General features: G+C 36.7%; 23 protein-coding genes and 1 pseudogene. 3 read left to right on the top strand and 21 right to left on the bottom strand.

Annotated elements, in window-relative coordinates; all coding sequences use genetic code 11:
• Nucleotides 1-3 precede the first annotated feature (3 nt).
• Nucleotides 4-3498 (bottom strand): transcription-repair coupling factor, encoded by a 3495-nt coding sequence (mfd, locus tag ACFQ32_RS06425; RefSeq protein WP_046325376.1) that lies wholly within the window; start codon nucleotides 3496-3498, stop codon nucleotides 4-6.
• Nucleotide 3499: 1 nt separating this feature from the next.
• Nucleotides 3500-4066 (bottom strand): aminoacyl-tRNA hydrolase, encoded by a 567-nt coding sequence (pth, locus tag ACFQ32_RS06420; RefSeq protein ID WP_046325377.1) that lies wholly within the window; start codon nucleotides 4064-4066, stop codon nucleotides 3500-3502.
• Between the two features lie 226 nt (nucleotides 4067-4292).
• Between pth and cbpA the strand changes: the two genes are divergently transcribed.
• Nucleotides 4293-4985: a cyclic di-AMP binding protein CbpA gene (gene cbpA / locus ACFQ32_RS06415; protein WP_046325378.1), complete on the top strand. Its 693-nt coding sequence runs from the start codon at nucleotides 4293-4295 to the stop codon at nucleotides 4983-4985.
• Between the two features lie 63 nt (nucleotides 4986-5048).
• On the opposite strand, the gene alr is transcribed toward cbpA, so the two are convergent.
• From alr to rbsK, 11 genes are all read right to left on the bottom strand, one after another.
• Nucleotides 5049-6176 carry an alanine racemase gene (alr, locus tag ACFQ32_RS06410; RefSeq protein WP_046325380.1) on the bottom strand — a complete coding sequence of 376 codons (1128 nt, stop codon included), beginning with the start codon at nucleotides 6174-6176 and terminating at the stop codon, nucleotides 5049-5051.
• A 2-nt stretch (nucleotides 6177-6178) separates the two neighbouring features.
• Nucleotides 6179-6532, bottom strand: coding sequence for a holo-ACP synthase (gene acpS / locus ACFQ32_RS06405; RefSeq protein WP_046325382.1), 354 nt, complete (start codon nucleotides 6530-6532; stop codon nucleotides 6179-6181).
• 78 nt (nucleotides 6533-6610) lie between these two features.
• The gene (locus ACFQ32_RS06400) at nucleotides 6611-8092 is read right to left on the bottom strand and encodes a DEAD/DEAH box helicase (protein WP_046325383.1); all 1482 of its coding nucleotides are present in this window, start codon (nucleotides 8090-8092) and stop codon (nucleotides 6611-6613) included.
• Between the two features lie 10 nt (nucleotides 8093-8102).
• Nucleotides 8103-9470, bottom strand: a complete 1368-nt coding sequence (locus ACFQ32_RS06395; protein WP_046325384.1) for a UDP-N-acetylmuramoyl-tripeptide--D-alanyl-D-alanine ligase — start codon at nucleotides 9468-9470, stop codon at nucleotides 8103-8105.
• 131 nt (nucleotides 9471-9601) lie between these two features.
• Complete coding sequence (locus ACFQ32_RS06390) at nucleotides 9602-9850, bottom strand: type B 50S ribosomal protein L31 (RefSeq protein WP_046325385.1); 249 nt, start codon at nucleotides 9848-9850, stop codon at nucleotides 9602-9604.
• 115 nt (nucleotides 9851-9965) lie between these two features.
• Entirely contained in the window at nucleotides 9966-10811 is an 846-nt protein-coding gene (locus ACFQ32_RS06385; RefSeq protein WP_046325386.1) for a transporter substrate-binding domain-containing protein, read from the bottom strand.
• Nucleotides 10812-10821: 10 nt separating this feature from the next.
• A complete protein-coding gene (locus ACFQ32_RS06380; RefSeq protein ID WP_046325387.1) occupies nucleotides 10822-11562 on the bottom strand; it encodes an amino acid ABC transporter ATP-binding protein in 741 nt (246 codons plus the stop codon).
• A 5-nt stretch (nucleotides 11563-11567) separates the two neighbouring features.
• The gene (locus ACFQ32_RS06375; protein ID WP_046325388.1) at nucleotides 11568-12245 is read right to left on the bottom strand and encodes an amino acid ABC transporter permease; all 678 of its coding nucleotides are present in this window, start codon (nucleotides 12243-12245) and stop codon (nucleotides 11568-11570) included.
• On the bottom strand, nucleotides 12226-12885 hold the full coding sequence (locus ACFQ32_RS06370; protein ID WP_046325389.1) for an amino acid ABC transporter permease: 660 nt from the start codon (nucleotides 12883-12885) through the stop codon (nucleotides 12226-12228). The genes ACFQ32_RS06375 and ACFQ32_RS06370 overlap by 20 nt, the downstream gene beginning before the upstream one ends.
• A 370-nt stretch (nucleotides 12886-13255) precedes the next feature.
• Nucleotides 13256-14164, bottom strand: coding sequence for an L-lactate dehydrogenase (locus tag ACFQ32_RS06365; protein WP_046325390.1), 909 nt, complete (start codon nucleotides 14162-14164; stop codon nucleotides 13256-13258).
• Between the two features lie 148 nt (nucleotides 14165-14312).
• Nucleotides 14313-15218, bottom strand: coding sequence for a ribokinase (gene rbsK / locus ACFQ32_RS06360; RefSeq protein ID WP_046325391.1), 906 nt, complete (start codon nucleotides 15216-15218; stop codon nucleotides 14313-14315).
• Between the two features lie 199 nt (nucleotides 15219-15417).
• Here rbsK and ACFQ32_RS06355 point away from each other — a divergent pair, with 199 nt between their 5' ends.
• Together ACFQ32_RS06355 and ACFQ32_RS06350 are read left to right on the top strand one after the other, a co-directional pair.
• Nucleotides 15418-16725 (top strand): APC family permease, encoded by a 1308-nt coding sequence (locus tag ACFQ32_RS06355; protein WP_046325392.1) that lies wholly within the window; start codon nucleotides 15418-15420, stop codon nucleotides 16723-16725.
• 200 nt (nucleotides 16726-16925) lie between these two features.
• Nucleotides 16926-18470: a caspase family protein gene (locus ACFQ32_RS06350; RefSeq protein ID WP_046325393.1), complete on the top strand. Its 1545-nt coding sequence runs from the start codon at nucleotides 16926-16928 to the stop codon at nucleotides 18468-18470.
• Between the two features lie 168 nt (nucleotides 18471-18638).
• Here ACFQ32_RS06350 and ACFQ32_RS06345 read toward each other — a convergent pair whose 3' ends face one another.
• From ACFQ32_RS06345 to ACFQ32_RS06310, 8 genes and pseudogenes are all read right to left on the bottom strand, one after another.
• On the bottom strand, nucleotides 18639-19028 hold the full coding sequence (locus ACFQ32_RS06345; protein ID WP_046325394.1) for a DUF3021 family protein: 390 nt from the start codon (nucleotides 19026-19028) through the stop codon (nucleotides 18639-18641).
• Nucleotides 19029-19030: 2 nt separating this feature from the next.
• Nucleotides 19031-19483 carry a LytTR family DNA-binding domain-containing protein gene (locus ACFQ32_RS06340; RefSeq protein WP_046325395.1) on the bottom strand — a complete coding sequence of 151 codons (453 nt, stop codon included), beginning with the start codon at nucleotides 19481-19483 and terminating at the stop codon, nucleotides 19031-19033.
• A gap of 1 nt (nucleotide 19484) precedes the next feature.
• Nucleotides 19485-20330: a hypothetical protein gene (locus ACFQ32_RS06335; protein ID WP_046325396.1), complete on the bottom strand. Its 846-nt coding sequence runs from the start codon at nucleotides 20328-20330 to the stop codon at nucleotides 19485-19487.
• Entirely contained in the window at nucleotides 20331-21185 is an 855-nt protein-coding gene (locus tag ACFQ32_RS06330; protein ID WP_046325397.1) for an ABC transporter ATP-binding protein, read from the bottom strand. It lies immediately after the preceding gene.
• A gap of 167 nt (nucleotides 21186-21352) precedes the next feature.
• Nucleotides 21353-22390 carry an aldose epimerase family protein gene (locus tag ACFQ32_RS06325; RefSeq protein WP_046325398.1) on the bottom strand — a complete coding sequence of 346 codons (1038 nt, stop codon included), beginning with the start codon at nucleotides 22388-22390 and terminating at the stop codon, nucleotides 21353-21355.
• Between the two features lie 127 nt (nucleotides 22391-22517).
• Entirely contained in the window at nucleotides 22518-23942 is a 1425-nt protein-coding gene (araA, locus tag ACFQ32_RS06320; RefSeq protein ID WP_046325399.1) for an L-arabinose isomerase, read from the bottom strand.
• Between the two features lie 27 nt (nucleotides 23943-23969).
• Entirely contained in the window at nucleotides 23970-24698 is a 729-nt protein-coding gene (locus tag ACFQ32_RS06315) for an L-ribulose-5-phosphate 4-epimerase (protein ID WP_046325400.1), read from the bottom strand.
• Nucleotides 24699-26302: pseudogene (locus ACFQ32_RS06310) on the bottom strand (xylulokinase).
• Nucleotides 26303-26355 lie beyond the last annotated feature (53 nt).

Genomic DNA, 26355 nt, shown 5'->3' with positions numbered 1-26355 from the left:
CTCCTATCTTTGAATAATATCACTGGCAGCCGTCATAAAAGTAATTAAATTAGTAAATAATTGTCTCTGATGCAGATTATCAGGAAGTTCCAACAGCACAACCAGCCTGTTAGCCGGGGAAAGATTGATTTTTGCTTTAAATGAAACATGTTCAAGAGCCTTAAAAATATTAGGTCCCTGTAATTCTTTTGAAGCCTCTAATTCAAATTCAACTTTTACCTGCTGGCTATTAATTTTGGTAATATTTCTGACCTGAGCTAAATCTGCTTCAGCCTTTAACTGTGAAATTGCCAGTAAATTTTCGACCGGTTCAGGATAATTACCAAAGCGGTCAATCAACTCATCTTTAATTTGCTCGATATCAGCAGGACTGGTAGATTTAATTTTCTTATAAAATTCAATTTTTTCTTCTTGATCACTAATATATTTTTCTGGAATATATGCTTCAAGTCCCATATCAATTTCAGCGTTACTCTTTCTGACTTTCTTTTTGTTTTTGCGATTTTTAATGGCATCAGAAAGCATTTGTGAATACAGATCATACCCGACACTGTCAATAAAGCCATGCTGCTCTGCTCCAAGCATATTGCCAGCTCCACGAATCGACAAATCACGCATTGCAATTTTGAATCCTGATCCGAGTTCAGTAAAATCACGTATGGCATCCAGCCTTTTTTCTCCAATTTCCGTCAGGACCTTATTGGGCTGATACAAAAAATAAGCATATGCCAAGCGGGCGCTACGACCAATTCTGCCACGCAACTGGTAAAGCTGACTTAAGCCGTAATGATCTGCATTTTCAATTAACATGGTATTGACATTAGGCATGTCTATTCCGGTTTCAATGATGGTAGTTGTAACCAAGATATCAAATTCTCTATTTAAAAACCGGTACAAAATATCTTCCATTTGATTTTTACTCATACGGCCATGAACACTGACAATTCTGGCTGTAGGCAGGAGAGCCTCGAGTTCTAACACAACATCATCAATGTCACCAATACGATTGTGTAAATAGAAGACTTGGCCTCCACGCTGAATTTCCCGCAGGCAAGCTTCCTTGATAACACTCGGTATTTGTTCCATTACATAGGTTTGAATCGGGTAACGATTGGATGGCGGGGTTTCCATAACTGATAAATCCCTCACACCAATCATTGACATGTGCAACGTACGAGGGATCGGTGTTGCAGTTAGCGTTAAAACATCAATGTTGGCCTTCAGTTCTTTAAGCCTCTCTTTGTGCTTTACGCCAAATCTTTGCTCTTCATCAACAATGAGTAAGCCTAAGTCTTTGAACTTAACATCTTTTGACAATAATCTGTGTGTCCCGACTACAAGATCAATCTTGCCATTTCTTAAACCTTCAGTAATTTTTTTGGCTTCAGCTGGAGTTTGAAAACGGGATAAAACAGCATAATTAACAGGAAAATTTTTAAACCGATCTTGGATAGTTTCATAATGTTGCTGTGCCAGGATAGTCGTAGGTACCAAAAAGGCAACTTGCTTGTTATCTTCAATCGCTTTAAATGCTGCTCTTAAAGCTACTTCAGTTTTACCAAAGCCAACATCACCCACAAGTAGCCTGTCCATCGGCTTTTCTTGTTCCATGTCATGTTTGATTTCCTTAATTGAACGCAGTTGGTCCGGAGTTTCGACATAAGGAAAAGCATCTTCAAACTGCCGTTGCAAATCATCGTCTTTTGAAAAAGCAAAGCCCTTTTCCGCTTCTCTTTTGGCATACAAATCTATTAATTCATCGGCAATATCTTCGACCTTAGATTGAATTCTACTCTTGGTCTTTGCCCATTCACTGCCACCCAGCTTGTTAATGTGTGGTCTTTTGCCTTCAGAAGCAACATATTTTTGCACTAATTTCAGCTGGTCAGCGGGAACAAATAATTGATCACCATGTTGGTAGGTAATAGTAATATAGTCTCTTTTGACACCATTATTTTCTAAAGTTTTTATACCTTCAAAGCGGCCAATTCCATGATTAACGTGAACAACATAGTCGCCTGGTTTCAATTCAGTATAACTGCGCAGTCTTTGGGCATTTTCCATGGTTTTAATACGGCGACTGTGGTGCGTTACTTTGTTAAAAAGTTCTCGTTCAGTTAAATAAACCAGATTATTATTGGGTAAAGTAAAGCCGCTGGCAAAACCACCAACCGTAATTTGCGTTTGATTCTCGACTAAGTCATCTGGCTTAACAATTGCCACATCCATGCCAAATTCAGCCATCGTCTGACTAATTTGTTTTGCCCTCTTATTATTATCTGCCTGCAGAATTACCGTTTGCTGTTTTTTCTGATATGATTCTATTTCAGACTTGACAAGAGGCATCTGATTGAAAAACTGTTCAGGTTCTCTTGTCTGCCAGTCAAATAATTGACCTAGTTTAACGCGACCAATACTGCGTTGAAATAATGAAAAATAAAGATGATTATGTTTATCTTGTGACCAATTTTTATGAAAATCACTGTGCAGCTCTTGTCCTGGTATCATTGCACCAGTTTTTAGTTCATCAGCAATAAAACCGGCATTCTGTTCATCTACTGTTTTAACAGCCTGCTCAATTAACGGCCAGTCATCAAGCAAAACCAAACCAGAGTTTGCTAAATAATCAAGTAAATTATCGGGATTATCAATTAGAAAGTCTGTTAAAAAAGTGTAGTTTTGAGGTAATGAACCGCTATTTAATTCGTCTAAGGACTCCGCAAAATGTTCCTTAACTTCCTTTTCACCAGCAGGAGAATCTGCCATAGCTTTTGCTATCTTCTGTGCCGCACGTTTAAAATTATTAGCGGCAAAAACGCGATCTTGAGCTGCAGTAACGACTATTTTATCAATCTGCTTTTGACTGCGTTGACTGGCTAAATCAAATTCTTTTATAGTATCAATTTCGTCACCAAAAAATTCAATTCTGACAGGATTTTCGCGGTCAAGTGGGTAAACGTCTAGAATATCTCCCCGTAATGCAAATTCGCCAGGTTTAGCTACCAGATTTTCGCGGCGAAAGCCTACCTGCACAAACCAATTAGTCAGTTCAGCTAAATCAAATTCTTTTTCAGGCTCAAACTCCCGTCTTGCTGCTTGGTATTCTTGCGGTTTAGACAATTTATACTGTAAGCCCTGCGGAGTAGTAATCACGATGCCCTGGTTCTGACTCAGCAAAAAATTAAGCGCCTGAATACGACTACTTAATTCATCAGGTGAAGTAACTGCTGTTTGAGTAGCTATCGATGCATCTACTGGAAAAATTTGCACACTGTCTTCAGGCATAATTGCATTGAGTTCACTATAAAGTTTTTGAGCCTTATTTTCATTTTCTTCCAATACCACTAGCGGCTTTTGCAAAGTTTCAACTATTTGGCACAAAAGCAAATCAAAAGCACCGGCATTAGCTCCGGTGATCAAAGAATTTTTGGTGTTGCTAGTATTAGCAATAAAATTTATCAGATCATGATCTTTTTCTATAATGTTAGTTAAACGCATTTTAATTATATTTATTCATTAAATACTGTGGGCTTTTTCCTGCAATAAAGTCAGTTATGACTTCACTGGCTGTGGCAAAAGCTTCATCCATCAACTGTTTTTGTTCAGTATTAAACGGTGATAAAACCCAGGAGACTACACTTGCTTCTGTTACGTTTGCTGGATGGCGGATACCAATTTTCAGTCTGTTAAAATTATTGGTGCCTAAATCACGAATAATACTTTTAATACCATTATGACCTCCAGATTTACCATTTGCACGGATACGGATTTTACCTAATGGCATGTCCATGTCATCATGAACAATCAAAATGTCTTGGGGTTCAACTTTAAAAAAATGAGCAAATTGGGCTACAGATCTGCCTGAATCATTCATAAAAGTTTGTGGTTCAAGTAAAATTACGTCAATTCCTGCTATTTTTTGTTTTGTATACTTGCCCTCAAACTTTTCTCTTTCCAAATTTAAAGCATTTTTTTGTAAAAAGTGATCCAAAGCCATGAAGCCAGTATTATGTTTTGTTCCATCATATTTTTTGCCTGGATTACCCAGACCTGCTATAATTTTCATTTAACTTCCCCTTATTTATAGTCTTATTAATGATAGCACAATCAATCGGTCTGATTTCCTTAAAGACTATTACACTTTGATTTCATTGATTAATTAGGCTTTTTAATTTGTACGGCAAGTGCTAAAATCAATCTGAACAATGTTTTTCTTTTAATTTTCATTTAATCTAATTTTTTCATTTATATGATATAATCGTTTAGATTATTTTTACAACGGAGGCAGTTTAATGCTAATCAAATCTTTGGTTATTAAAAAAGATTATTTAACCACAGTCAACGAACACGCTACGCTTGAAGAAGCTTTAAAAACTTTGGAAGATTCTGGATTCCGATGTGTCCCAATCTTGGATGACACTGGCACAATTTTCCGTGGTAATATTTATAAGATGCACATTTACCGCCATAAATCTCAAGGTAAGGATATGAATTTGCCAGTTACCTACTTATTAAAAAATGCTACTAAAACCATCAAGGTTAATTCGCCATTCTTTAAAGTTTTCTTCACAATTAAGGACTTGCCTTACATTTCAGTGTTAGACGAAGAAAACAAATTCTATGGTATTTTGACGCACTCAAGATTGCTTGATATGTTATCAGATGCCTGGAATATTAAAACTGGGTCGTATGTCCTCACTGTTTTAACAGATAATTCAAGGGGTAATTTAGCAAAGATGAGTAAAATTATCAGTAAGTACTGTGCCATAGCAGGTGTAATGAGCCTGGACGCACCTACTGCTGGTAAAACAGATAATGCTGTAAGACGTATTTTATTTACATTACCTGCTGGGCTTACCGAGGACGTCTTAAAAGAAATCGTTAAACGTCTTGAGAAAAAAGGCTATGTTGTTGCTGAGATTGAAGACTTGCAGGCTGGTATGACACTTATGAGTGATGAAAATCCTGGTGTCTACATTAACTAAGACGAAAATAATTAATTATTACCACTATAAAAGCACATCGAGGCGATGTGCTTTTATTTATTGTCAATTATAATATTTTCTTGGCAAACGATCATCTAGTAAACAGGCAACTTCATAATGGATACTGTCAACATAGTCGGCTGCTTTTTTGATAGAATTTGGCGCTGCCGGATCATTTGAAATCAAAACTACTTTAGTTCCTACTGCCATCTCATATGGCAATTGCACCATTAACTGATCCATGCAAATGCGACCGACAATAGGACAGTATTCGGAACCGACTTTAATTTTAAAACCCTGAAATTTACGAATAAAGCCATCGGCATAACCTACTGGAATTGTTCCGATAATTTGATCCTCGTCAGCAATATATGTTGAGCCATAGCCCACTCCCTGACCCTTGTGAATAGTATGAACTTGTACCAGTTCACTAACAAAAGACATAGCCGGTTTTAATTTAATTGCGGTTTCTAAGTCAGCACTTGCAGGATTCGAAGATGGATTCAGACCATATATGCCAATACCAAAACGAACCAAATCACTATGAACTTTCTTATCAAAAACACTGGCTGCAGTGTTGTCGACATGAATCCATTTGGGTTTTATTTTCAACAATTTTTTAAAGTGGTTAAAGCGCGTGACTTGTCCTTGAAAATATGAATCATCACTACTGTCTGCGGAGGCAAAGTGCGTAAACAGCCCTTCAACATCAAAATTGGAATTATTCAATAAAAAATCATTTGCTGCAATAAATTCATCATCTTGACTAAAACCAATGCGTCCCATCCCGGAATCTATTGCCAAATGAACTTTTAATTGCAGCTTGTCTTGAATCAAGTTAGATTCAGCTTTTCTGAGCCATTTTAAATCAGGCACAGTTAATGAGACGCCATTCACAGCTGCAAGTGAGGCATACTTTGCGGGCGTAACGCCCAACACCAAGATTGGCTGGACAATTCCGGCTTGCCTTAATTCTAAAGCTTCATCTAAAATAGCAACGCAAAAGCCACTGGCACCTGCCTTAACAGCTTCTTGGGCTACTCTTACCGCACCATGACCATATGCATTTGCTTTAACAACGGCAAACAGTTTCTGCCCTGGTGCCAAATGCTTAATTTCTTCTTTAATATTCTGTCTTATTGCAGCTAAATCCACACACACAGCTGCAGGTCTATGAATTCCAGGAACCATCTTTACTTCTCCAAAACAATTAATGTAACTATCTCATGTCTATCATGAGTAATACTAGGAAATATCTTGCCAGCAAATTTAGGCGAGCTTGTGACTGGATGACCTACTTTATCCCATAAAGTTTCAACATCTTGCAGACCCACTTCTTTGCCAAAGCCTGTTCCTAGTGCTTTAACAAACGACTCCTTAATAGAAAAGCGGCCACCTAAATATTCTACTTTGCGTCTGCCTGCTAGTTTTTGGTATTGGGCAAATTCTTTTTGGGTCAAAACTTTGCGGGCAAAATTATCCCCTTTGGCTACTATTTTTTTAACTCGTTCAATTTCAACAGCATCAATGCCAACTCCAACTATCATTTTCTTATCCTCATAATAATAAAATTATATTAGCAAAAAAGAGTTGTAAACTGTCACAACTCTTTTTTAGTAAAAACATTAACCTTTTTTATTTTTAATAATAAAATTTCTGCCATTACCGGAGCGGCGAGAATGGCCTCCACGATAATTGCCGCGGCTGCGGTTACGATCACCGCGATAGCCTCCACGACTATTTCTGCCATGACTATAGCGACCGCGGCCACCACGACCATTACCCTTATACGGCAATGGTTTTTCAGAACTAATTTTGACCTCAACATTTGAAGAATCTTTTGACAAATTCTTCAGAAAAGCTGATACCAAATCAACTGCTGAATAATTTTCTAATAATTCGTTGGCATCATCAGTATATTTAGATAGATCATCTTTCATTATGTCTTCTATCTTAGATTTAGCCACTTTAAGTTGGCCCCTTAAAGCCTGATCATCAGATGGCGGACGCAAAGGGGTCATCTTTTTCTTAGTTAATTGCTCTATTGTACGCATATAACCAATTTCATTTGGCGTAACAAAAGTGATTGAACTACCATTTTGTCCGGCACGGCCGGTACGACCGATACGGTGAACATAAGAGTCAGGATCTTGCGGAATATCGTAATTATAGACGTGAGTAACGCCTGAAATATCCAATCCACGTGCAGCCACGTCTGTAGCAACTAAAATATCTAGTTTACCAGCACGGAACCTTTTTAAAACAGTAAGTCTGCGAGCTTGGGTCAAATCACCGTGAATTCCCGCTGCATTGTAACCACGAGCCTGAAGTCCCCTGGTAACTTCATCAACTCGGCGTTTAGTTCTAACAAATACTACTGCCAGATCTGGACTTTCAACATCAATCAAACGGCACATGATGTCAAATTTTTCTGAATCTTTTGCCCGAACAAAGTACTGATCAATTAAATCGGCAGTTAGCTCTTTAGTTTTAATCCGTACAATTTCCGGATTATGCATGAACTTTTCACTAATGTTCAAAATTGGTTTAGGCATTGTAGCACTGAACAATAGAGTCTGTTTCCGGTTTTTAACATAGCCTAAAATACTTTCAATGTCTTGGATAAAACCCATGTCCAGCATTTCATCAGCTTCATCTAAAACAATGGTATTAACATTTTCTAAATCAATCGTCTTGCGCTTTAAATGGTCAAGTAATCGTCCCGGTGTCCCTACTAAAATCGCAGGCACATGATTTTTAAGAGAACGAATTTGCCGTCCAATATCAGCACCACCGTAAACAACCTGCACGCGAGCATTTTCATCACGACCCAGTCTGAAAAGTTCTTCCTGAGTTTGAATGGCCAATTCACGAGTAGGTTCAATAATTAAAGCCTGAATTACCTTATTATGTTTATCTAAGTTCTGCAAGATAGGCAGCGCAAAGGCCGCAGTCTTACCAGTACCCGTCTGAGCTTGACCAATTACATCCCTGCCTTCTAAAGCCAGAGGAATTGTTTGTTCCTGTATTGGTGTTGCCTCTTCAAAGCCTGAGCGCTTAATTGCTTTTAAAAGCTCATCTTTTAATCCTAATTCTGAAAATTTCACTAAATTCTCCTTATCTAAGCCGTTTTACTACTTTTTCCAGGTGCATCCCATGTGAACCCTTTAAAACAACAATGTCATTCGGCTTAATATCATTTCTTAAATCTGAAACCATGTGTTGCATTTGTTCTGGGGCATAATAATGCAAATTCTCTGGTTTATACTTTTCTTTAAGTACATTTGCCAGATTTTTCATTTCTGTACCATACAAATAAACTTCATTAATTACCTGCGGGTCAAGACAATCTGCCAGCCCAGCGTGAAGCTTGGCAGATCTTTGGCCTAGTTCTAACATATCACCCAAAACGGCGATCCTGCGACTTCCAGCTGGAACCTGGATCTGACCAAAACTGGTTATCACGGCACGCACAGCGGTAGGATTGGAATTATAAACATCGCTCATAATATCTTCTCCTACATCGCCTTTTTCCCATTCCATTCTATCCGCTGTCGGAGTGAACTTTTCTAAAGCTGTGGCAATTTCTTCATCGCTTTCACCAAAATGCCTGCCAACACAAAGAGCCGAAAGCGCGTTAGAAACATTATGTTTGCCAATCATAGGAATAGTAAATTTATGAGCAGAATTATTAATCGTAAAAGTAGCATGGTGCTTGTAGCTGCGATAACCTGTTGCATAAACTGTATCATTTTTTGCAAAACCAAAGGTAACTTTTGCTTGTGGTATTTTAGCCGCCCGTTCACGTAAAAGCGGTTCATCCCCGTTATATATGAACTCACCATCTTCGCGTAAGAAATCGGTAATTTCCATCTTGGCATCAGCAATTCCAGCACGAGAGCCTAAAAATTCAATGTGAGCCTCACCAATCATTGTAATGACCGTGACATCAGGGCGAGTCAGTTTACTTAGTTGATGCAACTGCCCTGCATGATCCATACCCATTTCCAAAACCAAGATTTCAGTATTTGGTTTCATATCTAAAATTGTCATGGGTACGCCAATTTCATTGTTAAAGTTAGCAGCAGTTTTATGCACATTAAACCTTTTTGCTAAAACTGCTGCCGTCATATCTTTGGTCGTAGTCTTACCATTTGAACCTGTAATGGCAACTACTGTAGGATTAACTTTATTTAAATAATATTGGGCCAGTTGCTGCATACTGCTTAATGGATCATCCACTTCTAAAACTGCAATATTGTCGGGTTTATTGGGATGATCCTTCTGCCATAATGTGGCACTTGCACCGTTACTAATTGCGCTGCTGATAAAATCATGACCGTCTCTTTCGCCCTTTAGTGGAACAAATAATCCACCAGCGGCGATTTTTCTAGAATCAAAGGCAACAGAAGTAATAACGGTCTGATCGTTGCCTTCACACTTTGAATTTATTGCTTTGGCTATCTCTGCCAGTTGCATTTTCATCTTTTTATCTCCTAGCCGAAAAGAGTTTTTGCTGAAGTAATTAATTATACTCCTTATTTATGTAGTATAACAATTAGCCTTTACATAAAAAAGCAGCCCCAATGGGACTGCCTTCCACCAGATTGAAGATATTACTTGTTGTTCATGCCATACTTCTTGTTGAACTTTTCGATTCGACCATCGGCCTGAGCAAACTTTTGCTTGCCAGTATAGAATGGGTGAGAATCCGAAGTAATTTCAACACGAATCAATGGGTAAGTTTTACCTTCATAATCCACTGTTTCTTTGGACTTTAATGTTGAGCCAGCAACAAATTTAGCACCAGTTGCTGAATCCATAAAGACTACTTGTTGGTAATCTGGATGAATACCTTGTTTCATATTTATTACTCCTTTGCCATGACTCCTATTTCAAGTCATAGATTAATCGATTAACGCTTAATACCTTAACATTTTTAATAGTAAAATTCAAGACTTATTTATTATAGCAGCAGAGTTAATTTAAAACAATGTCGCTTGGTTTAACTTCCTTGCCAAAATATGGTTTGAGTTCTTTATTATAGTCATCTGTGAAGAACTTTTTATCTGCCAATCTAGTGATTTCTTTATTAGTCCAGTTTAAAAGTGACTTATTTCCTTGTTTAACTGCGGGGGCAATAAATTGATTAGGACCAATGTTTTTAATTCCGACTGTATAATTAGGATTCTTTTTGACCCAGGCATAGAGATATGAATTGTCATCTGCTAAAGCGGCAGCACGTTTATTTTTAAAAGCGTTGAACTGCTGCGTTTTAGAATCAAATTTCAGTAAATCAACTCCGCCTTTTTTAGTGAAGTAATTTTCTGCTGTTGTGCCTTTGTTAACAATTACATTTTTGCCCTTTAACTGTTTTGCACTAGTAATCGGAGCACTCTTAGGTGAAATAACCCCAACGGATACTTTCATGTATGGTTTTGCAAAATCAACGACTTGTTTACGTTCTGGCGTTTCAGTAAAATTCGCTAAAACAATATCGGCCTTATTCGAATTTAGGGTATCAACACGATTATTGGCATTTACTTGGGTAAACTTCACTTTAACGCCCATATCTTTAGCCATTTGGCGAGCAAGACGAACGTCGTAGCCTACGCGATTGCCGTTATCATCAACCCAACCATATGGTGGTAAATCGCCAAATACGGCAACTCGTAAAGTGCCCCGCTTTTTAATTGCGCTCACGCTGCTGTCATTAGCATTGCTACTTTTATTATTTGTTGACTTAATGCCAAAAAAAGCTGCCACTGCAATTATCAGGACAATTAAAACGGTGATGATAATATTTCTATTTTTATTTTTCTGCATTATTTTCTCCTTAGAAATCCATACTTGTTAAGAAATCACGTGCCCTATCTGTTTGGGGATGCTTAAAAAATTCTTTTCCCGGCGTGTTTTCTAAAATTTTGCCATTTTCAAGAAATAAAACCTGATCTGCTATTTGACGCGCAAAATTCATTTCGTGGGTCACAATAATCATTGTCATATGATCAACTCGGGATAAGTCAGTCATAATTTGTAAAACTCCTCGAACCATTTCGGGATCAAGAGAAGCTGTCACCTCATCAAACAGCATTATTTCAGGATGCATGGCTAACGCTCTGACAATAGCAATTCTTTGCTTTTGTCCACCAGACAGTTCACGGGGATAAGAATTAACGTACTTTTCTAACCCAACGCGTTTTAGCAGCTTTAAAGCTTCTTTTTTAACTTCATCTTCAGCTCTTTTTTGCACCTTTACTGGCGCTAACAAAATATTTTCAAGAACCGTAAAATTGGGAAATAAATCATAACTTTGAAAAACCATGCCAATTTTTTGGCGTAACTCTTGCCAGTTTTTGGCAGTAGCTGCAATTTTCTCACCCTTAAAATAAATTGCACCACTCTTGAAATCTTCTAAACCATTTAGGCACCTGATTAGCGTACTTTTGCCAGAGCCGGAAGGTCCTAATAATGTCAAAACTTCGCCTTGATGGAGGGTGAAACTAATATCATGCAAAGCCTGCCAATCGCCATAAAACTTATTTAAATGTTCAACTCGTAAAACTTCTTTTGTCATTTGCCTCACCTATTCTGCTTTGCCGCTAACCGTTTAGACCATTTTGATAACGGATAATCTATTATGAAATACAGGAAGAAAATCAGACCATAAATCCAAAAAACGGCTGTTGGATATTTTTGATTATTAGCTTCAATAATCTGTTGACCAATAGCAATCACGTCCATGATGCTGATCATCATTAATAAAGAAGTCGTTTTGATTACTCTTGTTGCCAGATTAATAGTTGCCGGTAGTTCCAATTGCACAGCTTGAGGTAATAAGACATAGCGCAAAAGTTGTACTCTGCTTAAGCCCAGGGCCAAGCCCGATTCTTTTTGCACAAGTGGAACTGATTCAAGTGCGCCACGAACAATATCGCTAAATTCAGCTGCAACCCATAAAGAAAATGCCAAAACCGCCATCCAACTAGCTGGCCAGTTAATATGGAAGGTACGTGGCAAAATATAATAAAACAAGAAGAGTAATACGATTGTGGGAACTATTCTAAAAAATTCCAGATACAGTCGTAAAATGAAGCGCATTATTTCATTAGGTAAAGTCCGCAATATTCCTAAAAGCGTGCCCAAAATTAAGCCAATTATTAAACTAACCCCAGCTATCCAAACGGAGGTCCACAGGCCTTGCAAAATTCTACTGAAGTTATTACCGGTAAACAAAACATTAATCGCCGAATGTGCCATAGCGAACCTTCCTTTCTAAATAGTTTAAAAGCAAAATAACCGGAATTAGAATAATGGTATAGGCTATGACCAACACCAGTAGATATTCATTGGAACGGTAATACAGCCCGATCAAGTCCAAAGCAGTGTTAGTCAGCTCGGGAATTGCAATAACCGAAAAGATTGATGTCTCTTTGATTAAGAAGATCACGTTAGCCGTTAAGGCTGGCATACTCAAAGCAAAACCCTGTGGAAAGACCACATAACGTGCTAATTGCAAGTTATTCATCCCTAGGGCTTTGCCATCATCAATTTGACTTGGACTGACCCCGGCAAAACCGCCTGTAAAGCCTTCAGCCATGTATGCTCCACCCAAGAATACCAGACCGATAATCCCGCAAGTTTGAGCCGACATTTTTAAGCCAATGACTGGAAAAGCATAATATAGAAAAAATAATTGGATCAATAAAGGTGTATTTCGTGCCAATTCCACATAGGCTGTGACTATTTGATGCAAAACGGGCACTTTAAAATACTGCACTAAACTGCAAAAAATACCCACGAGGATTGAGCACACAATTCCCACACACGATAGCCAAAGGGTCAACTCAAAGGCTTTCAAAAAAATAGGCAAACTCTGTGTAATTATCTGCCAACTCATTTTTTACCTCCCACTTTTAAGTAGACGACCTGATCTAAGAGTTAGAGAATCAAGAAGTCAGAAAAACAAAAAATCTACGAATCAGATTTATTCGCAGATTTAAATGCCATAATTGCTAACACCATCGCAACAAGTGAAAAACTAAGTTCCAACTACTTTTATTAGGAATCACTGTTATTTTCCCTTTTATAGTCAGACTTGCCTACTTCTTATTTTCACTTCCTTTTTGTTAGCAACTATAAGTGTCTCTAATGCTATGCGTTTACTTACTTTTTGTCAATTACTTTGCTTAATATTACTTTCATTTTTCCAATTTTTGTTAACAAAAAACGCGCTTAGTCAAGCGCGTTTTAATTATAATGTACCTTTTTTAAGCCTGTGATTTTTCCTTAATTGCTGCAGCAGACTTTTGCAATAATTCTTCTTCTGCCGCAGTTAATTGTAAATCAATCTTGCGGACAATTCCCTCGCGGCCAACAATTGCTGGATAAGACATATATGTACCGTATTTCTCTTGGTAACTAGAAACAGGCAATTCTGTCCGAGAATCTGTCAAAACAGCACGAACAATTCTAACGCCAGCAGCGGAAACTCCATAGTTAGTGTAATGCTTACCCATAAAAACAGTTTGACCACCGAATCTAATTTCATCCTCAAGGTCACTTGGTTGCCATGATTCATTCTTAGCCAGTTCAGTTATAGGTTTTTCGAATACTTTTACAGTTGACCAGGCAGTAAATTGCGAATTACCATGTTCACCTAGTGCAAAGCCACTTACAGAACAAGGGTCAACGTTAAACTTTTTAGCAACCACTTTCTTCATTCTTGCTGTATCAAGCAAAGTTCCAGTTCCTATTACATGTTCTTTTGGTAAACCTGTTAGTTGCTGATAAAGACTGGTAATTGCATCTACCGGATTGGAAATAACAAGCAAAATTCCGTTGAAGCCGCTATTTTTAATAGACTCTGTAATCGGACTCAGCTGTTTTTTATTATATTCCAATTCCTGAAAACGATCGCCTTGTGTTTCTAAAGATATTTTGCCTAAAGTGCTAATGACAATGTCGGCATCTTTCAATGCGTCATAGTCATTAACAATAATGTTGGCATGATTTGGCAAATTAGCCATAGCATCCTCAAAATCAATTGCGTCAGCTTTGACTTTGCCTTCATTAACGTCGATCATTACCAAGTCATCGACTAATCCTGAAATTATTAACTCGTGAGCAACAGTGCAACCAACGTGACCGTCACCAATAATACCTATTTTTGTTGTCATAATTAAGTACCTCTCCCTTAAAATATCTGACATATTGTCAGCCAAACTCAATTACTCCTCTATTATACAAAGATAGGGCTTTCAAAGTTACAATTTAAAGAAAAAATTTTTGAATCTTAATCTTTAAAAGACAAATACTTTTGGGTTTTTATTTAATATCTTTTCTATAAGGAATTGAAGGTTGGGCACCGTACTTTTGAACGGTAAGTGACGAGGCTTTATTGGCAAAAAGAATGGCTTCTTTTAAATTGGACAGATCTGGGTGCAACACACTTGCCATTGCCCCAATAAATGTGTCACCTGCAGCTGTAGTATCGACAGCTTTAACTTTAAAAGCAGGAATGAGCTCATTTTTACTTTGATAAGAATAAAATGCACCCTTATCGCCAATAGTAATGATAACTGTACCCACGCCTTGCTCGTGCAATTTAGCAGCAGCCTTTTGTGCGGCTTTTTCAGCAGTTACTTTAACGCCTGTAATAGTTTCAGCCTCTGTTTCATTTGGCGTAATGATGTCAGTCAGTTTTAATAATTCTGCTGGAATTTGAGCCATTCCAGGAGCTGGATTTAAAATTGTTCTGACGCCTGCCTCATGAGCAATTTCAAAGCCCTTAACTGTAGCTGCAAGCTGTGTTTCAAACTGTGCAATAACAAAATCTGCATTTTTTATTAAACTCTGGTTTTGTAAAACCTCATTTGCTCCAAAAGCGTAATTAGCTCCAGCATAAATAGTAATCGAATTTTGACCACTGTCATCAACCGTGATAAATGCTTGACCAGTAGATTCTTTAGTGGCTGTAATTATGCCACTAGTATCAATATTTTCGCTTTTAAGCAAGTTCAGCATTTCTTTTCCTGGTGCGTCAGCGCCAACTCCGCCAATAAAACTTACCTCAGATCCTGCTCTAGCTGCAGCTACTGCTTGATTAGCACCTTTACCTCCCGCAGCTGAATAGTGATCTGTAGCATGAATTGTTTCACCGGGTCTGGGCATTTGCTTGACACGTAAGTTGGTATCCAAATTAATACTGCCAATAACTGTAACTTTATTCATTTCTGCTCCTCAAAAATAAAATTTTTGCCTGATTCAACTCAAATCATATCATATCAAAATCTGCTTGCAACAAAACCTGAATTTTGTAATTTTTTCATTTAATTTTTATTTATTTTTGCTTAAGTGCGTTAACAGTTCTTTTTATTTTCTTAGAGAAAGAATATAATACAGTTTAACTTAAAATAAGTAAGGTAAAAATATGAAAAGAGAACTTAACTTTTTCGCCGCACTAGCAACTGTCATGGGCACTATGATTGGTGGCGGTGCTTTTTTTAAAATTGCTAACGTCTCCGCATTGACTCATAATGCATGGCTTAGTATCATCGTTTGGCCTTTTGCCGGTTTTATCACACTAATGGCAGGACTAAGCATAGCTGAATTAGCGTCAATTTATCCTAAAGATGGTGGACCTGTCAGATATCTGGAAGAAATTTACGGACCTAAGATAGCCTTTCTTTTTGGCTGGTCTTTGATAATCGTCTATTATCCAGCAAATATTGCAGCACTTTCAATCGTGTTTGCCACTCAGTTAAAAGAAATACCACATTTTAAGGGCTTGTCTACTACGGTAATTGCCCTAATTGTCATGTTGACAATCCTATTGATAAATTGGATCGGTTCTAAATTGAGCGGTCAAGTGCAAAAAATAACTTTAGTTATTAAACTACTCCCAATTGCGGCAATTATCATTTTTGCTTTGTTTTACAGAGGGCCTAACCAATTAGCTGGTGCTCCAGCACCACACATTTCTTCTGCTTCAGGTGCAATGGCTTTTGGGCAAGCTCTTTTGGCCGTACTTTTTGCCTATGACGGCTGGCTAAGTATCGGTAATTTAGCCAGTGAAATTAAAAACCCGGCAAAAACGTTGGCCAAAGCGATCATCTGGGGACTTTTCGGAGTAACAATCTTTTACACTCTTCTTAATTGGAGCTATGTCAGAGTTATCCCCTGGTCTAAAGTCGTAGGTAACCAAACAACAGCTCTGCTTACTGCTAAAAAACTATTTGGCAGTGTAGGTGGCACTCTAGTCGCTACAGGAATATTGGTATCCGTGTTTGGTGCCATTAATGGACACCTTCTTTTGGGATCAAGAATGCCTTACGTTTTAGGTAAAGAAAAGAAGCTGCCAGCCGCAAGCTTCTTCAGCAAACTAAATTCTAAAACTATCGTGCCTACCAACAGCATGATTTTTGAATGCGTAATTGCCACCATTATGATTTTTTCCGGTACATTTGACTCATTAACCAACATGTTAGTCTATGTTTCCTGGATTTTTTCAATTTTATTATTTTTAGGGGTCCTTATCTTACGTAAAAAACAACCAGATCTTTTACGACCATATAAAACGCCTTGGTATCCTCTTCCACCTGTATTAGCCATTTGTGGTGCGTTATTTATTGTTATCACTACAACCTTAACTCAACCGCTTTTAGCAATTATTGGCATTTTATTGACCCTCACTGGCTGGCCCGTTTATATTTACGTGCAAAAGAAAAATCGTACTTAATTCAAGTATTAAAAACTGTATTAAAGACTTTTATAGAGATTAAAAAATATAGCCTTGGAGTTTTTTTCTATTCCAAGGCTTTTTAGTGCTAAATCAATATAAGTTATATTACCAATAAAATTGATTGTAACATTACTGAACATTGATTTAAAATAAGTCTAGTTAAAGATAAAAATTAAAGATTATACGGTATAAATTTTATGAGCATAAAAGCACTAATAGTTGGTGTCAGTGAATATTATTACAACGATAATTCAAATCTTCCATTTTGTAAAAATGACATTAAGGCTATCTCTGAATCATTAATGAAGGGACTTGCTGTAAACAAAGAAAATATATCTATATTAGGAAACGATGGGATTGTTACAAAATCATCTTTTATTGGTAAACTTTTTAAAACTGCTAATTGCGTTAATTCTAATGACACTTTTATTCTTTATTTTTCCGGTCATGGAGGAAATATTGACGGAAAAAATCACTATCTTTTATTAACTGATAAAGAAATAAAAACTGAAGAGGTCCTTAACGATTTAGATTTTATTCCTTCTAAAAACAAGTTAATAATTCTTGATACCTGCTACTCTGGTAATGTAAAAGTTAAAGAAGTAGCACCTCTTAAAATTAGTGAAACTATAAATGACTTTCTAGACAGAGGTTATGCAATTATTTCTTCTTCAAGTTCATCTCAAAGTTCATACGCCTATGATGATTCTAATATCAGTGCATTTACAAAGTTCTTTTGCGAAGCAATAGAAGATAAAGCAATAATTAAAAAAGGGGGAAAATCTTTAAATGATATAACGAATTTAGTACGTTTTTATTTTAGTTGGTGGAATAAACAGGTCAAAAGAGCCAAAATCCAAAACCCTTCATTCCATTCAAATATTAAAGGTACTATAACATTTCCTGTAAGTAATTACATTCCTTACCATTCAAAAAAATATAGCGAAGAAACAAAAGACTACATTATTTATTCTGTTAAGCCTAGTAGTACAGGTTCTTTAAAAAGACTTAAAGTTCAAATAATAGTTAAAAATTTTCCCTCCTTTAAACAAATTGCAAATCTAACTAATCAAATCGTCGACAAAGTTAAATACCTAGATATATTTAATAATAGTAGTTCTGAAGTTAGGTGGAAAAACAAAAAGGCAAATGTAGTCTTCTGCTTTTTTGGCAGAGATGAACAAGACATGATGTTTCCAAATTTCTTTTGCCGCACAGTTTGGACAGATAAGGCTGAGAACAAAGAACTGCAAAAAATAAACTTTGGTATTGAAAAAGAAATTAATAATATTGGTTTTGCTTTTAATGATAATTACCTTATTTTGAAGGATTTTCAAAATAAAAATACTGAAAAAGAATATTTACTATTAAAAAAACAAAGGACAATAACATATAAATTAATTGATCAAGCGCAAAATTTTATTTCAACCTATAACGAATTTTTAAATCAAAACATCACCAAACAAGATTTAAGCAAACATATAAATCTGATCGGTCTAAAAATTAAAGAACTATATTTTAAAGATGGGGACCTGCCATTACCACCTAAAAAACTAAATAATTGGTATATTGCATGTAAGTGTTTAGCAGCAACAATTGATGACTTCACTTTAATTTTTAATAGTTACGATTTTGAAAAATCTCCACTTAACGACTTAGAAATTAAAATGAATGATGTTATAGACAGATATTACCAAGAACTCGAAGAATTAAAAAAGGAAGAAAATAAGATTTTGAAGTAGAAAAAGTGCTAATGTCTACTTGACAATCAATGTATTGTGTTAATTTTAAACTGGTTATTCTGCATGCTGATTGGTGAAATCAATTTAGAAAATAGAACTATATTTAAATAATTGAAAAGACAAATTTTATTAGTTAAAGATTCTGGCTTTTATATATTTCAAAATTATTTATTTTTTCGCATTTCTTTTTTTAATTCTAGAATTGATTTTATTCACCGTGTGTACTTGCGACAGAATAACGATCAGCCAAATAACGATATAAACTAAGACAAAGACACCAACCAACCAAAAATTAATCGGCCACTTATTTATCCAGCACATTAATAACACCAGCAAAAATGTGCCTATGATATGAACACTAAAGGCAATAGCAGTTGGTACATCCATTGCAAAAATCATTGATAAAATTCCTATTAACCCTGAAATAATAAAAACAGAAATAACACCTAAACGGGTAGGAATACTAGGAGAAGCAAAAGTCAGTATTATCAAATAAGTAGCTGCACCAAAGCCCACACCGGTAAAGAAATAGTTAATGAAATTACTTAATTTCCTCATTTTTATAGCCCCAATTCTTTTTTTAATGCCGGCAAATATAATCTGGAAACGTCAGCTTTTAAATTATTTTTTAAAAGTGCGATCATATTTCCTGCAAAGCCTACTTCTATCGATTCCAGAAAATTAATATTGATAATGCCATGTTTAGAAACCTGAATAAACCCATCACCCAATTTTTCAAGTACCTGATATAAGCGACCAGTGGTTTTTATTATGTCTTTAGTAGTATAAAATGTGATATCTGTTGTTTGGATTTCTACTTTAATAATCTCAGTAGGTTTAATTGTGACTATGCGGTCTTCTACCTTAATTGGTAAAAGATGATATTTCTTTTCGCCGAATTTATGCAAATAATCTATTAAATTATCAACTACTTCACTTTTTTGAGCTGCCTTAATTTCAACTTCAATGTCTTCTTTGTTTAAAGCAGAATCTGTCTTAAATTCAATCTTCACTTTACTTATTGCGCCTTCTATCAGTGATAAGCGAAAGCATAATAATCACTAAAATTAGTATTGCAATCATTAATAGCAAAACAAGCATATTATTTAGCCTGTTACTATTAATTTTGAACTGTATCCCTAAATAATTAATTAAATGCCGTTTTACATTAGTGGGGAGAGTAGCTAATGTCGGTTTAAGTAAAAAGCCTCTTAGAGCAGCTGCCTCATAACTACTTGGTACTAATTTTACCAAATTTTGTGCTCCAGAAACCAATATACCATATGGTAAATAAGTCGCAACCGCGAAACCGGCAGCGGCACCTAAAACAGTAGAAAATCGGCTAAAAGTAGTACTGGAATGCATGAACAGCACAATTATCTCATCGAGTAAAGTCGCTGCAATTGCACCCACGAAAATAAATACAAGCCCAGGTAGGTATGCTTCTTGCGGAATTCTTACTTTATCTACCAGTGCAAAATACGCAGCCATCACAATAAATGTAATTATTTGCATAAGAAAGCTAACTACTACCCCGCTCAAAACATATGCAAGATTCTGTTTGAATTGTGATAAACCCGTCAGTTGAAAATCGGCAACAGCATGAGTTTCTTGATCAGTAACTTGCTGGCCAAGAGCTTGAAAAGCCGTAGTAATACCAGAAACTGCAACAATACCGGCTATCATCCACAAATCTAATATTTTAGTAACATGTGGTAAATTTTGCCAACTTTTTTCTAGATTGTTTTGCAAAAAGCCAATATAAATAAAGAAAGATATCAGTGCACCGAGGCATGACATAATTACACCAGTAATGTTAGAAAAATAGATTTTTAAATTTCTGCGAAATAAAGCAACCATTTATTGTATCTCCTTCCCAGTTATCTGCAAAAATGCATCATTGATAGTTCCTTTAGAATAAGTAAAGTCAGCGATATTTTCCTGATTGTTTTTTAATAATTCAATGATTTCTTGCGCTGATAAGGAATCAATTTCAACTTGCTTACGATTAAGCCGAATAACTTTTTGATTAGTGTTCAAAGTCTGAATATCGCCAACAGTGAGTATTAATTTATTAGGAGCAAATTTAGTCTTAATTTCTGCAGCAGAACCACTAGCTAGGATTCGACCATTTTCCAAAATATACATCTGATCAGCATTTTCAGCTTCTTCTAAATAATGCGTTGTCAAAAAAATTGTTAGATCTTGTTGCTCTTGCAGTTTGGTCAATAATTGCCAAATAGCATTTCTCGTTTGAATATCAAGCCCAGTAGTTGGTTCGTCCAGAAACAGTAAATTTGGTTTGCAAATAAGAGCCCGGGCTATGTCTACCCTTCTTTTTTGACCACCCGATAAAGTGCCAAACTTTTGCTTTAAAAAGTTTTTGATGCCAATTAAGTCAATTAATTGCTCAAGCCACTTTTGAGAAAAATTGGGGTACATCTTTGCTCTTAAATAAAGATTATCTTTAACTGTTAACTCATTATCTAAAATGCTATTCTGAAAAACTAAGCCTATTTTCAAATCTGCCGCATATGAAATGACACCTGAAGTCGGCTTTAACAATCCGGTTAGCATATTAATAGTGGTAGATTTACCCGCACCGTTTGTTCCTAAATAAGCAACAAGCTGGCCCTCTTTAATTTGAATATCAGCTTTGCTGACAGCAACCTTATTACCAAATTTTTTCGTCAGTTCTTTTGTTTCAATCAGCATAATTGGCATCTCCTTTTTCTAATTAGAGCCATCATACTAATAAAATAGAAATTTGTAGCAAATTTATAGATAAGCAAGCAAATATTTAACACAAAAGGACAAAATTAAATCATGAAATATAAAAAAGGCTACATTTAGTAGCCTTCCACATATGATTTGTTAGAAACTTAATGCTGCTCAAAAGCAAAGACGATTTGATGTTCCTTGGTAGTATTAGCAGGTAAAACAATATCTCCAAAATCTCGGTGATTAATTGCATCTGGTAATATTTGCGCTTCTAGAGCGACAGCTTCACTTGGCTGCCCAATTGAACCGTTATCCCGTTTAAATTTTACTTCGGATTGCTCCTGCGTCATGGTATACATCACTAAACAATTGCCTTCACTTGAAATAGTAATTTGACGGCCACTTTCTTTTTCTCTCAAAGTAGCCACATATTTCATTTGATTTTCCGTGCCATTAATAACAAACGCGTCATCGAAACCTTTATTGGCTTCTAGTGCAGCAGCTAAATTGCTAAAATCATGAAAATTATACGGAGTATTGGCATTTGCCAGCATTTTTCCAGTCGGAATTAACTCAGGGTCAAGTTGTAAATGTTTCTCACTATTTATCTTAATTTCGTGCGTACTTAAATTAGGATTGTCACTTAAATTAAAGTAAGCATGACAAGTAGGATTAAACAGTGTTGTTTGCGTACCATTTTCAGCTTTATAAGAGATTGTTACTTTATCTTCATTATCTAAAGTATAGGTAATGGTAACCAGCATATCGCCAGGAAATCCATCATGATCTTCTTTAATCTGGTGTGTAAATATTGCACTCACACTGTTAGCAGTTTTAGCGGTTTGCACTTGCCAGTTTAAAAAGCGAAAGCCGTTATTACCACCATGCAGTGTATTGCCATTTTCGTTGGTGGGAACTTGCACATTAACCCCATCTAAAGTGAACTGGCCTTTTTTAATTCTGCCAGCTACACGTCCAATTGATTGGCAGCAACATAAACCGTTAGAATAATAATCTGCACAATGATCAAAGTTCATCAACAAATTCTTTTGTTGCTTGTTTTTATCTGGTACCAAAAATTCGTACCAGACAGCTCCCAGCGATAAGCATGAAATTGTTATGCCATGATCATTTTTTAACGTAACCTTTTTGATATCGTTACCTTGATAATTTTCAAATGTTTCCTCAATGTCTTCCATTTTTTTCTCCAGTTAACTTGATCGCATTACTAAAATACACTACTTCAATTATACTATTGAAATAGTGTATTTATTCTAAGAAATCTTAAGCGTATGTGTTTGGGATTTATTAGTTAGCGATTTGATTTTATTTGATACTGCATAAGTCAATGCCATACATTGTTGCAAGATCAGTAACCTGACCTTCTGTTGCTGCAAAGGAGAAGACAGTATGGTGACCACCACCAGCTTTGATCCACTCAGTAGCACCTTTTTCTAAGCCTACCTTTGGGGTCCATAATTGTTTAGCTACAGGCAAGTGTGGTGTTTCTTTTTCAGCCTTATGAGCATCAACTGCATAAGTAACAAGCTTAAAGTTATTTCTAAAGTCGGCTAAGGTAACATCAATAGCGTCTCCTTCAGAACCTGAAAAGACTAATCTGGCCGGATCAGCTTTACCGCCAATATCCAATGGATGAACTTCAACCCGTGGCTTTTCAGAGGCAATCGACGGGTCAACTTCAAGCATGTGGGAGCCCAAAATTGCTTCATGACCCGGACGCAGATCAAGAGTGTAATCTTCCATGAAGGCAGTCTTTTGATTATGAGTCATGATCTTGAGAGTTCTCAGTAAGGCTGCAGTCTTCCAATCACCTTCACCTGCAAAGCCATAGCCGTCACGCATTAACAGTTGAGCTGATAAACCTTGTAATTGCTCTAGTCCATGTAAATCTTCGAAATTGCTGGTAACAGCGGTATAGCCACCGCGCTCCAAGAAATGTTTCATTGCAATATACTGTTTTAACTGGTAGCGCACCGTTTTATTGTAAGCATCTGGATCCATAGCGCCTTGGACTAAAATATATTTTGCTTTCAAATCAGCAAATTCGTCATCGATTTCAGATTCTTTGACTTTTGCCATTTCAGCAACTAAGTCGCCAACACCGTAATAGTCAACAGTCCAGCCTAATTGAATTTGAGCTTGAACCTTATCACCTTCAGTAACGGCCACATTCCGCATCGTGTCACCAAAGCGGCAAACTTTTAAGTTGAACGATTCATCATAAGCTACAGCAACATTTTCCCAGTCAGCAATTTGCTTCATGATCTTTGGATCCTGCCAATAGCCATAGATAATCTTATTATGCTTTTGCAAGCGAGCATTAATATAGCCATATTCACGATCACCATGAGCACTTTGATTCAAGTTCATATAGTCAAAGTCAATTGTGTCATAAGGAATATAATTTAAAAATTGGGTTGCAAAGTGTAATAACGGCTTTTGTAATAGTTTTGTACCGCGAATCCAGTTTTTAGCGGGTGAAAATGTATGCATCCATGTTATTACACCGGCAACTTCATCCCTGTAATTGACTTCTTTCATAAAATGGGTAATTTCATCAGCTGTAGTTAAAACCTTCTTAAACACAACCTTGTAAGGCAAATTGCCTTTTTCATTTAAACCGTCAGCAATTTTTTGCGCATCTTCAGCTACACTGCGCAAGGTTTCTTCACCATAAAGATGTTGACTACCAACTGCAAACCAAAATTCATATTTTGGTACTTGTAACATTTTCAAAATTCTCCTTATTTAAATCTTTTATCTTCTTTTTGCATGCGTCTGTGATTGCGCGTTATTTTGACCATAATATGCATCCTTGCCATGCTTACGGTAATAATGCTTGTCTAACAAGTATTGGGGCAGCCGGCTGTTTGCTCTAGTCAACTGCAGCGTATGATAGTCTTCTTCGGCTACAACTTCTAATACCTTTGCATTATAAACAGCCTGGGCTGGTGTTTGTCCCCAGCAAAACGGACCATGTTGACTAACTAGGGCTCCTGGAGTAGCTTCATAATCTAGGTGGCGCTCATTAAATGTATGGACTATAGTTTTGCCAGTATTGCCTTCGTAATCTTCTGCAATTTCTTCTTTTGTCAACGCATCAGCTGCTGGAACATCAGTGTAAAAAGTATCGGCGTGTGTGGTGTTAAGTGCCGGAATATCCATCTTAGCAGCCGCAAAAGCTACTGCCCAAGGTGAATGAGTATGAACAATGCCACCAATCTTTGGAAAATGATTGTATAAATATGTGTGCGTGGGAGTATCACTTGATGGATTCAATTTTCCTTCGATTACTTTGCCTGACAAATCAACTACTACCATGTCCTCAGGTTTTAGCTTATCGTATTCAACTCCTGAGGGCTTAATGACAAATAATCCTTGATCACGATCAATTCCGGAAACGTTACCCCAAGTAAAAGTAACTAATCCTAATTGAGGCAACTGCATATTAGCCTTGTAAACTTCTTCTTTTAATTGCTCCAGCATTTAACGTTCCTCATCTTTCAAAATAGACGCTGAATTTTCCAAAGATAGAGCCGAACGGTAACGCTCAATGTAGTGGGCAGCACCTGCAACTCCTTTTTGTTCAGGACTCAGTGTCATTATTTCCGAATTAACAAAGACTTTCTCATCTAAGTAATCCTCCATCTTTTCTTGAGCACCAGATAATACATATTGGGCTAAAACTGCCATGCCCCAAGGACCGCCAGCACTGGCATTAGTCATAACGGAAATTGGCATATTCAAACATTAGATAAAACTTGTTGAGCCACAACAGGCGTCTTGAATAGTCCACCTTGAGCAATCATGACATCCGTTGTCACTTTCTCCTCATTAGTTAAAATATCCATTCCAATCTTGAGTGGTGCAAAAGCTGAATAAAGCTGTGCCAACATAAAATTAGCTAAAGTAAATTTGCTGTTAGGTGTTCTAATTAGCAACGGCCTTCCCTCTGTTGTCTTCGTTACCGGCTCACCTGAAAAGTAGCTATAGTTAACTATGCCACCGGCATCAGGATCTGACTTTGTAGTATCTAAAAACAAAGTGCTAAATAGTTCGTCTGCACTAATATTTTTACCTAATATGCCCGCAAATTCGCGAAAGACCTGCGACCAAGCATTAATATCTGAAGAACAGTTATTTATGTGAACCATTGCCACCGGTAGTCCTGTAGGAGTTGTCACAATATCAATGTCCCTATGAACTTTTTGCAAAGGCTTATCTAAAACAACCATCGAAAATTCTGATGTACCCACAGAGATATTTCCTGTACGCCGTCTAACGCTATTGGTACTAATCATGCCGGTTCCAGCATCTCCTTCAGGTGGTGCCATAACACTACCAGCTTCTAAAGTACCAGTTGGATCAAGTAAAGCAGCACCTTTTTCAGTTAAATAACCTGCAACTTCACCAGCTTTTAAAACTTGAGGTAAAATATCTTCGATTTGCCACGGATACTGTTTCACCTTTTCTAAACTGGAAAATTTGCGAAGACATGTTTGGTCAAACTGACCATCACTATCAATTGGAAACATTCCTGAAGCGTCCCCAACTCCAATATTTTTTTCACCAGATAATTTCCAGTGAACATAACCAGCTAAAGTTGTGATGTAAGCAATATCTTTAACATGATGCTCGTTTTGCAGTATCGCATGATATAAATGAGCGATACTCCAACGTAAAGGAATATTAAAGTTAAATAGCTTGGTTAGTTCTTCTGCTGCATCTTCCGTAATAGTGTTACGCCATGTTCTGAATGGGACTAGCAGTTTGCCATTAGTATCAAAGGCCAAATAGCCGTGCATCATTGCACTAACACCTATGGCTCCTATTCTTTCAATTTTGACATGATATTTACTGCTGACCATAGCGGCTAACTGGGCATAACTTTGCCTTAAACCAGTAAAAATATCTCCTTCAGAATAGGTCCAAATGCCATCTTGCAATCTGTTTTCCCATGAAAAGCTGCCAGAAGCCAGCGGCTGAAAATCAGGGCTGATTAAAACTGCCTTAATTTGTGTAGAACCGAATTCAATTCCTAATGCTGTTTGCCCCCTTTGAATGAGTTGAACAATTTTAGTAATGTTCATTTAAACGCCTCTTTCCTTACGGTAGAATTCTATCCTTAGCTTTCTTCGGAAAG

This window comes from Lactobacillus melliventris (assembly GCF_042679465.1).
Taxonomy (GTDB): Bacteria; Bacillota; Bacilli; order Lactobacillales; family Lactobacillaceae; genus Lactobacillus; species Lactobacillus melliventris.
The sequence above is the reverse complement of the archived record's forward strand: the minus strand, read 5'-3'. Positions and strand labels throughout refer to the sequence as shown.

Excerpts from the sequence above, each read along its gene's own strand:
- mfd (WP_046325376.1), bottom strand. The coding sequence starts at position 3,498 with ATGCGTTTAACTAACATTATAGAAAAAGATCATGATCTGATAAATTTT.
- pth (WP_046325377.1), bottom strand. The coding sequence starts at position 4,066 with ATGAAAATTATAGCAGGTCTGGGTAATCCAGGCAAAAAATATGATGGA.
- cbpA (WP_046325378.1), top strand. The coding sequence starts at position 4,293 with ATGCTAATCAAATCTTTGGTTATTAAAAAAGATTATTTAACCACAGTC.
- alr (WP_046325380.1), bottom strand. The coding sequence starts at position 6,176 with ATGGTTCCTGGAATTCATAGACCTGCAGCTGTGTGTGTGGATTTAGCT.
- acpS (WP_046325382.1), bottom strand. The coding sequence starts at position 6,532 with ATGATAGTTGGAGTTGGCATTGATGCTGTTGAAATTGAACGAGTTAAA.
- ACFQ32_RS06395 (WP_046325384.1), bottom strand. The coding sequence starts at position 9,470 with ATGAAAATGCAACTGGCAGAGATAGCCAAAGCAATAAATTCAAAGTGT.
- ACFQ32_RS06390 (WP_046325385.1), bottom strand. The coding sequence starts at position 9,850 with ATGAAACAAGGTATTCATCCAGATTACCAACAAGTAGTCTTTATGGAT.
- ACFQ32_RS06385 (WP_046325386.1), bottom strand. The coding sequence starts at position 10,811 with ATGCAGAAAAATAAAAATAGAAATATTATCATCACCGTTTTAATTGTC.
- ACFQ32_RS06380 (WP_046325387.1), bottom strand. The coding sequence starts at position 11,562 with ATGACAAAAGAAGTTTTACGAGTTGAACATTTAAATAAGTTTTATGGC.
- ACFQ32_RS06375 (WP_046325388.1), bottom strand. The coding sequence starts at position 12,245 with ATGGCACATTCGGCGATTAATGTTTTGTTTACCGGTAATAACTTCAGT.
- ACFQ32_RS06370 (WP_046325389.1), bottom strand. The coding sequence starts at position 12,885 with ATGAGTTGGCAGATAATTACACAGAGTTTGCCTATTTTTTTGAAAGCC.
- ACFQ32_RS06365 (WP_046325390.1), bottom strand. The coding sequence starts at position 14,164 with ATGACAACAAAAATAGGTATTATTGGTGACGGTCACGTTGGTTGCACT.
- rbsK (WP_046325391.1), bottom strand. The coding sequence starts at position 15,218 with ATGAATAAAGTTACAGTTATTGGCAGTATTAATTTGGATACCAACTTA.
- ACFQ32_RS06355 (WP_046325392.1), top strand. The coding sequence starts at position 15,418 with ATGAAAAGAGAACTTAACTTTTTCGCCGCACTAGCAACTGTCATGGGC.
- ACFQ32_RS06350 (WP_046325393.1), top strand. The coding sequence starts at position 16,926 with ATGAGCATAAAAGCACTAATAGTTGGTGTCAGTGAATATTATTACAAC.
- ACFQ32_RS06345 (WP_046325394.1), bottom strand. The coding sequence starts at position 19,028 with ATGAGGAAATTAAGTAATTTCATTAACTATTTCTTTACCGGTGTGGGC.
- ACFQ32_RS06335 (WP_046325396.1), bottom strand. The coding sequence starts at position 20,330 with ATGGTTGCTTTATTTCGCAGAAATTTAAAAATCTATTTTTCTAACATT.
- ACFQ32_RS06330 (WP_046325397.1), bottom strand. The coding sequence starts at position 21,185 with ATGCTGATTGAAACAAAAGAACTGACGAAAAAATTTGGTAATAAGGTT.
- ACFQ32_RS06325 (WP_046325398.1), bottom strand. The coding sequence starts at position 22,390 with ATGGAAGACATTGAGGAAACATTTGAAAATTATCAAGGTAACGATATC.
- araA (WP_046325399.1), bottom strand. The coding sequence starts at position 23,942 with ATGTTACAAGTACCAAAATATGAATTTTGGTTTGCAGTTGGTAGTCAA.
- ACFQ32_RS06315 (WP_046325400.1), bottom strand. The coding sequence starts at position 24,698 with ATGCTGGAGCAATTAAAAGAAGAAGTTTACAAGGCTAATATGCAGTTG.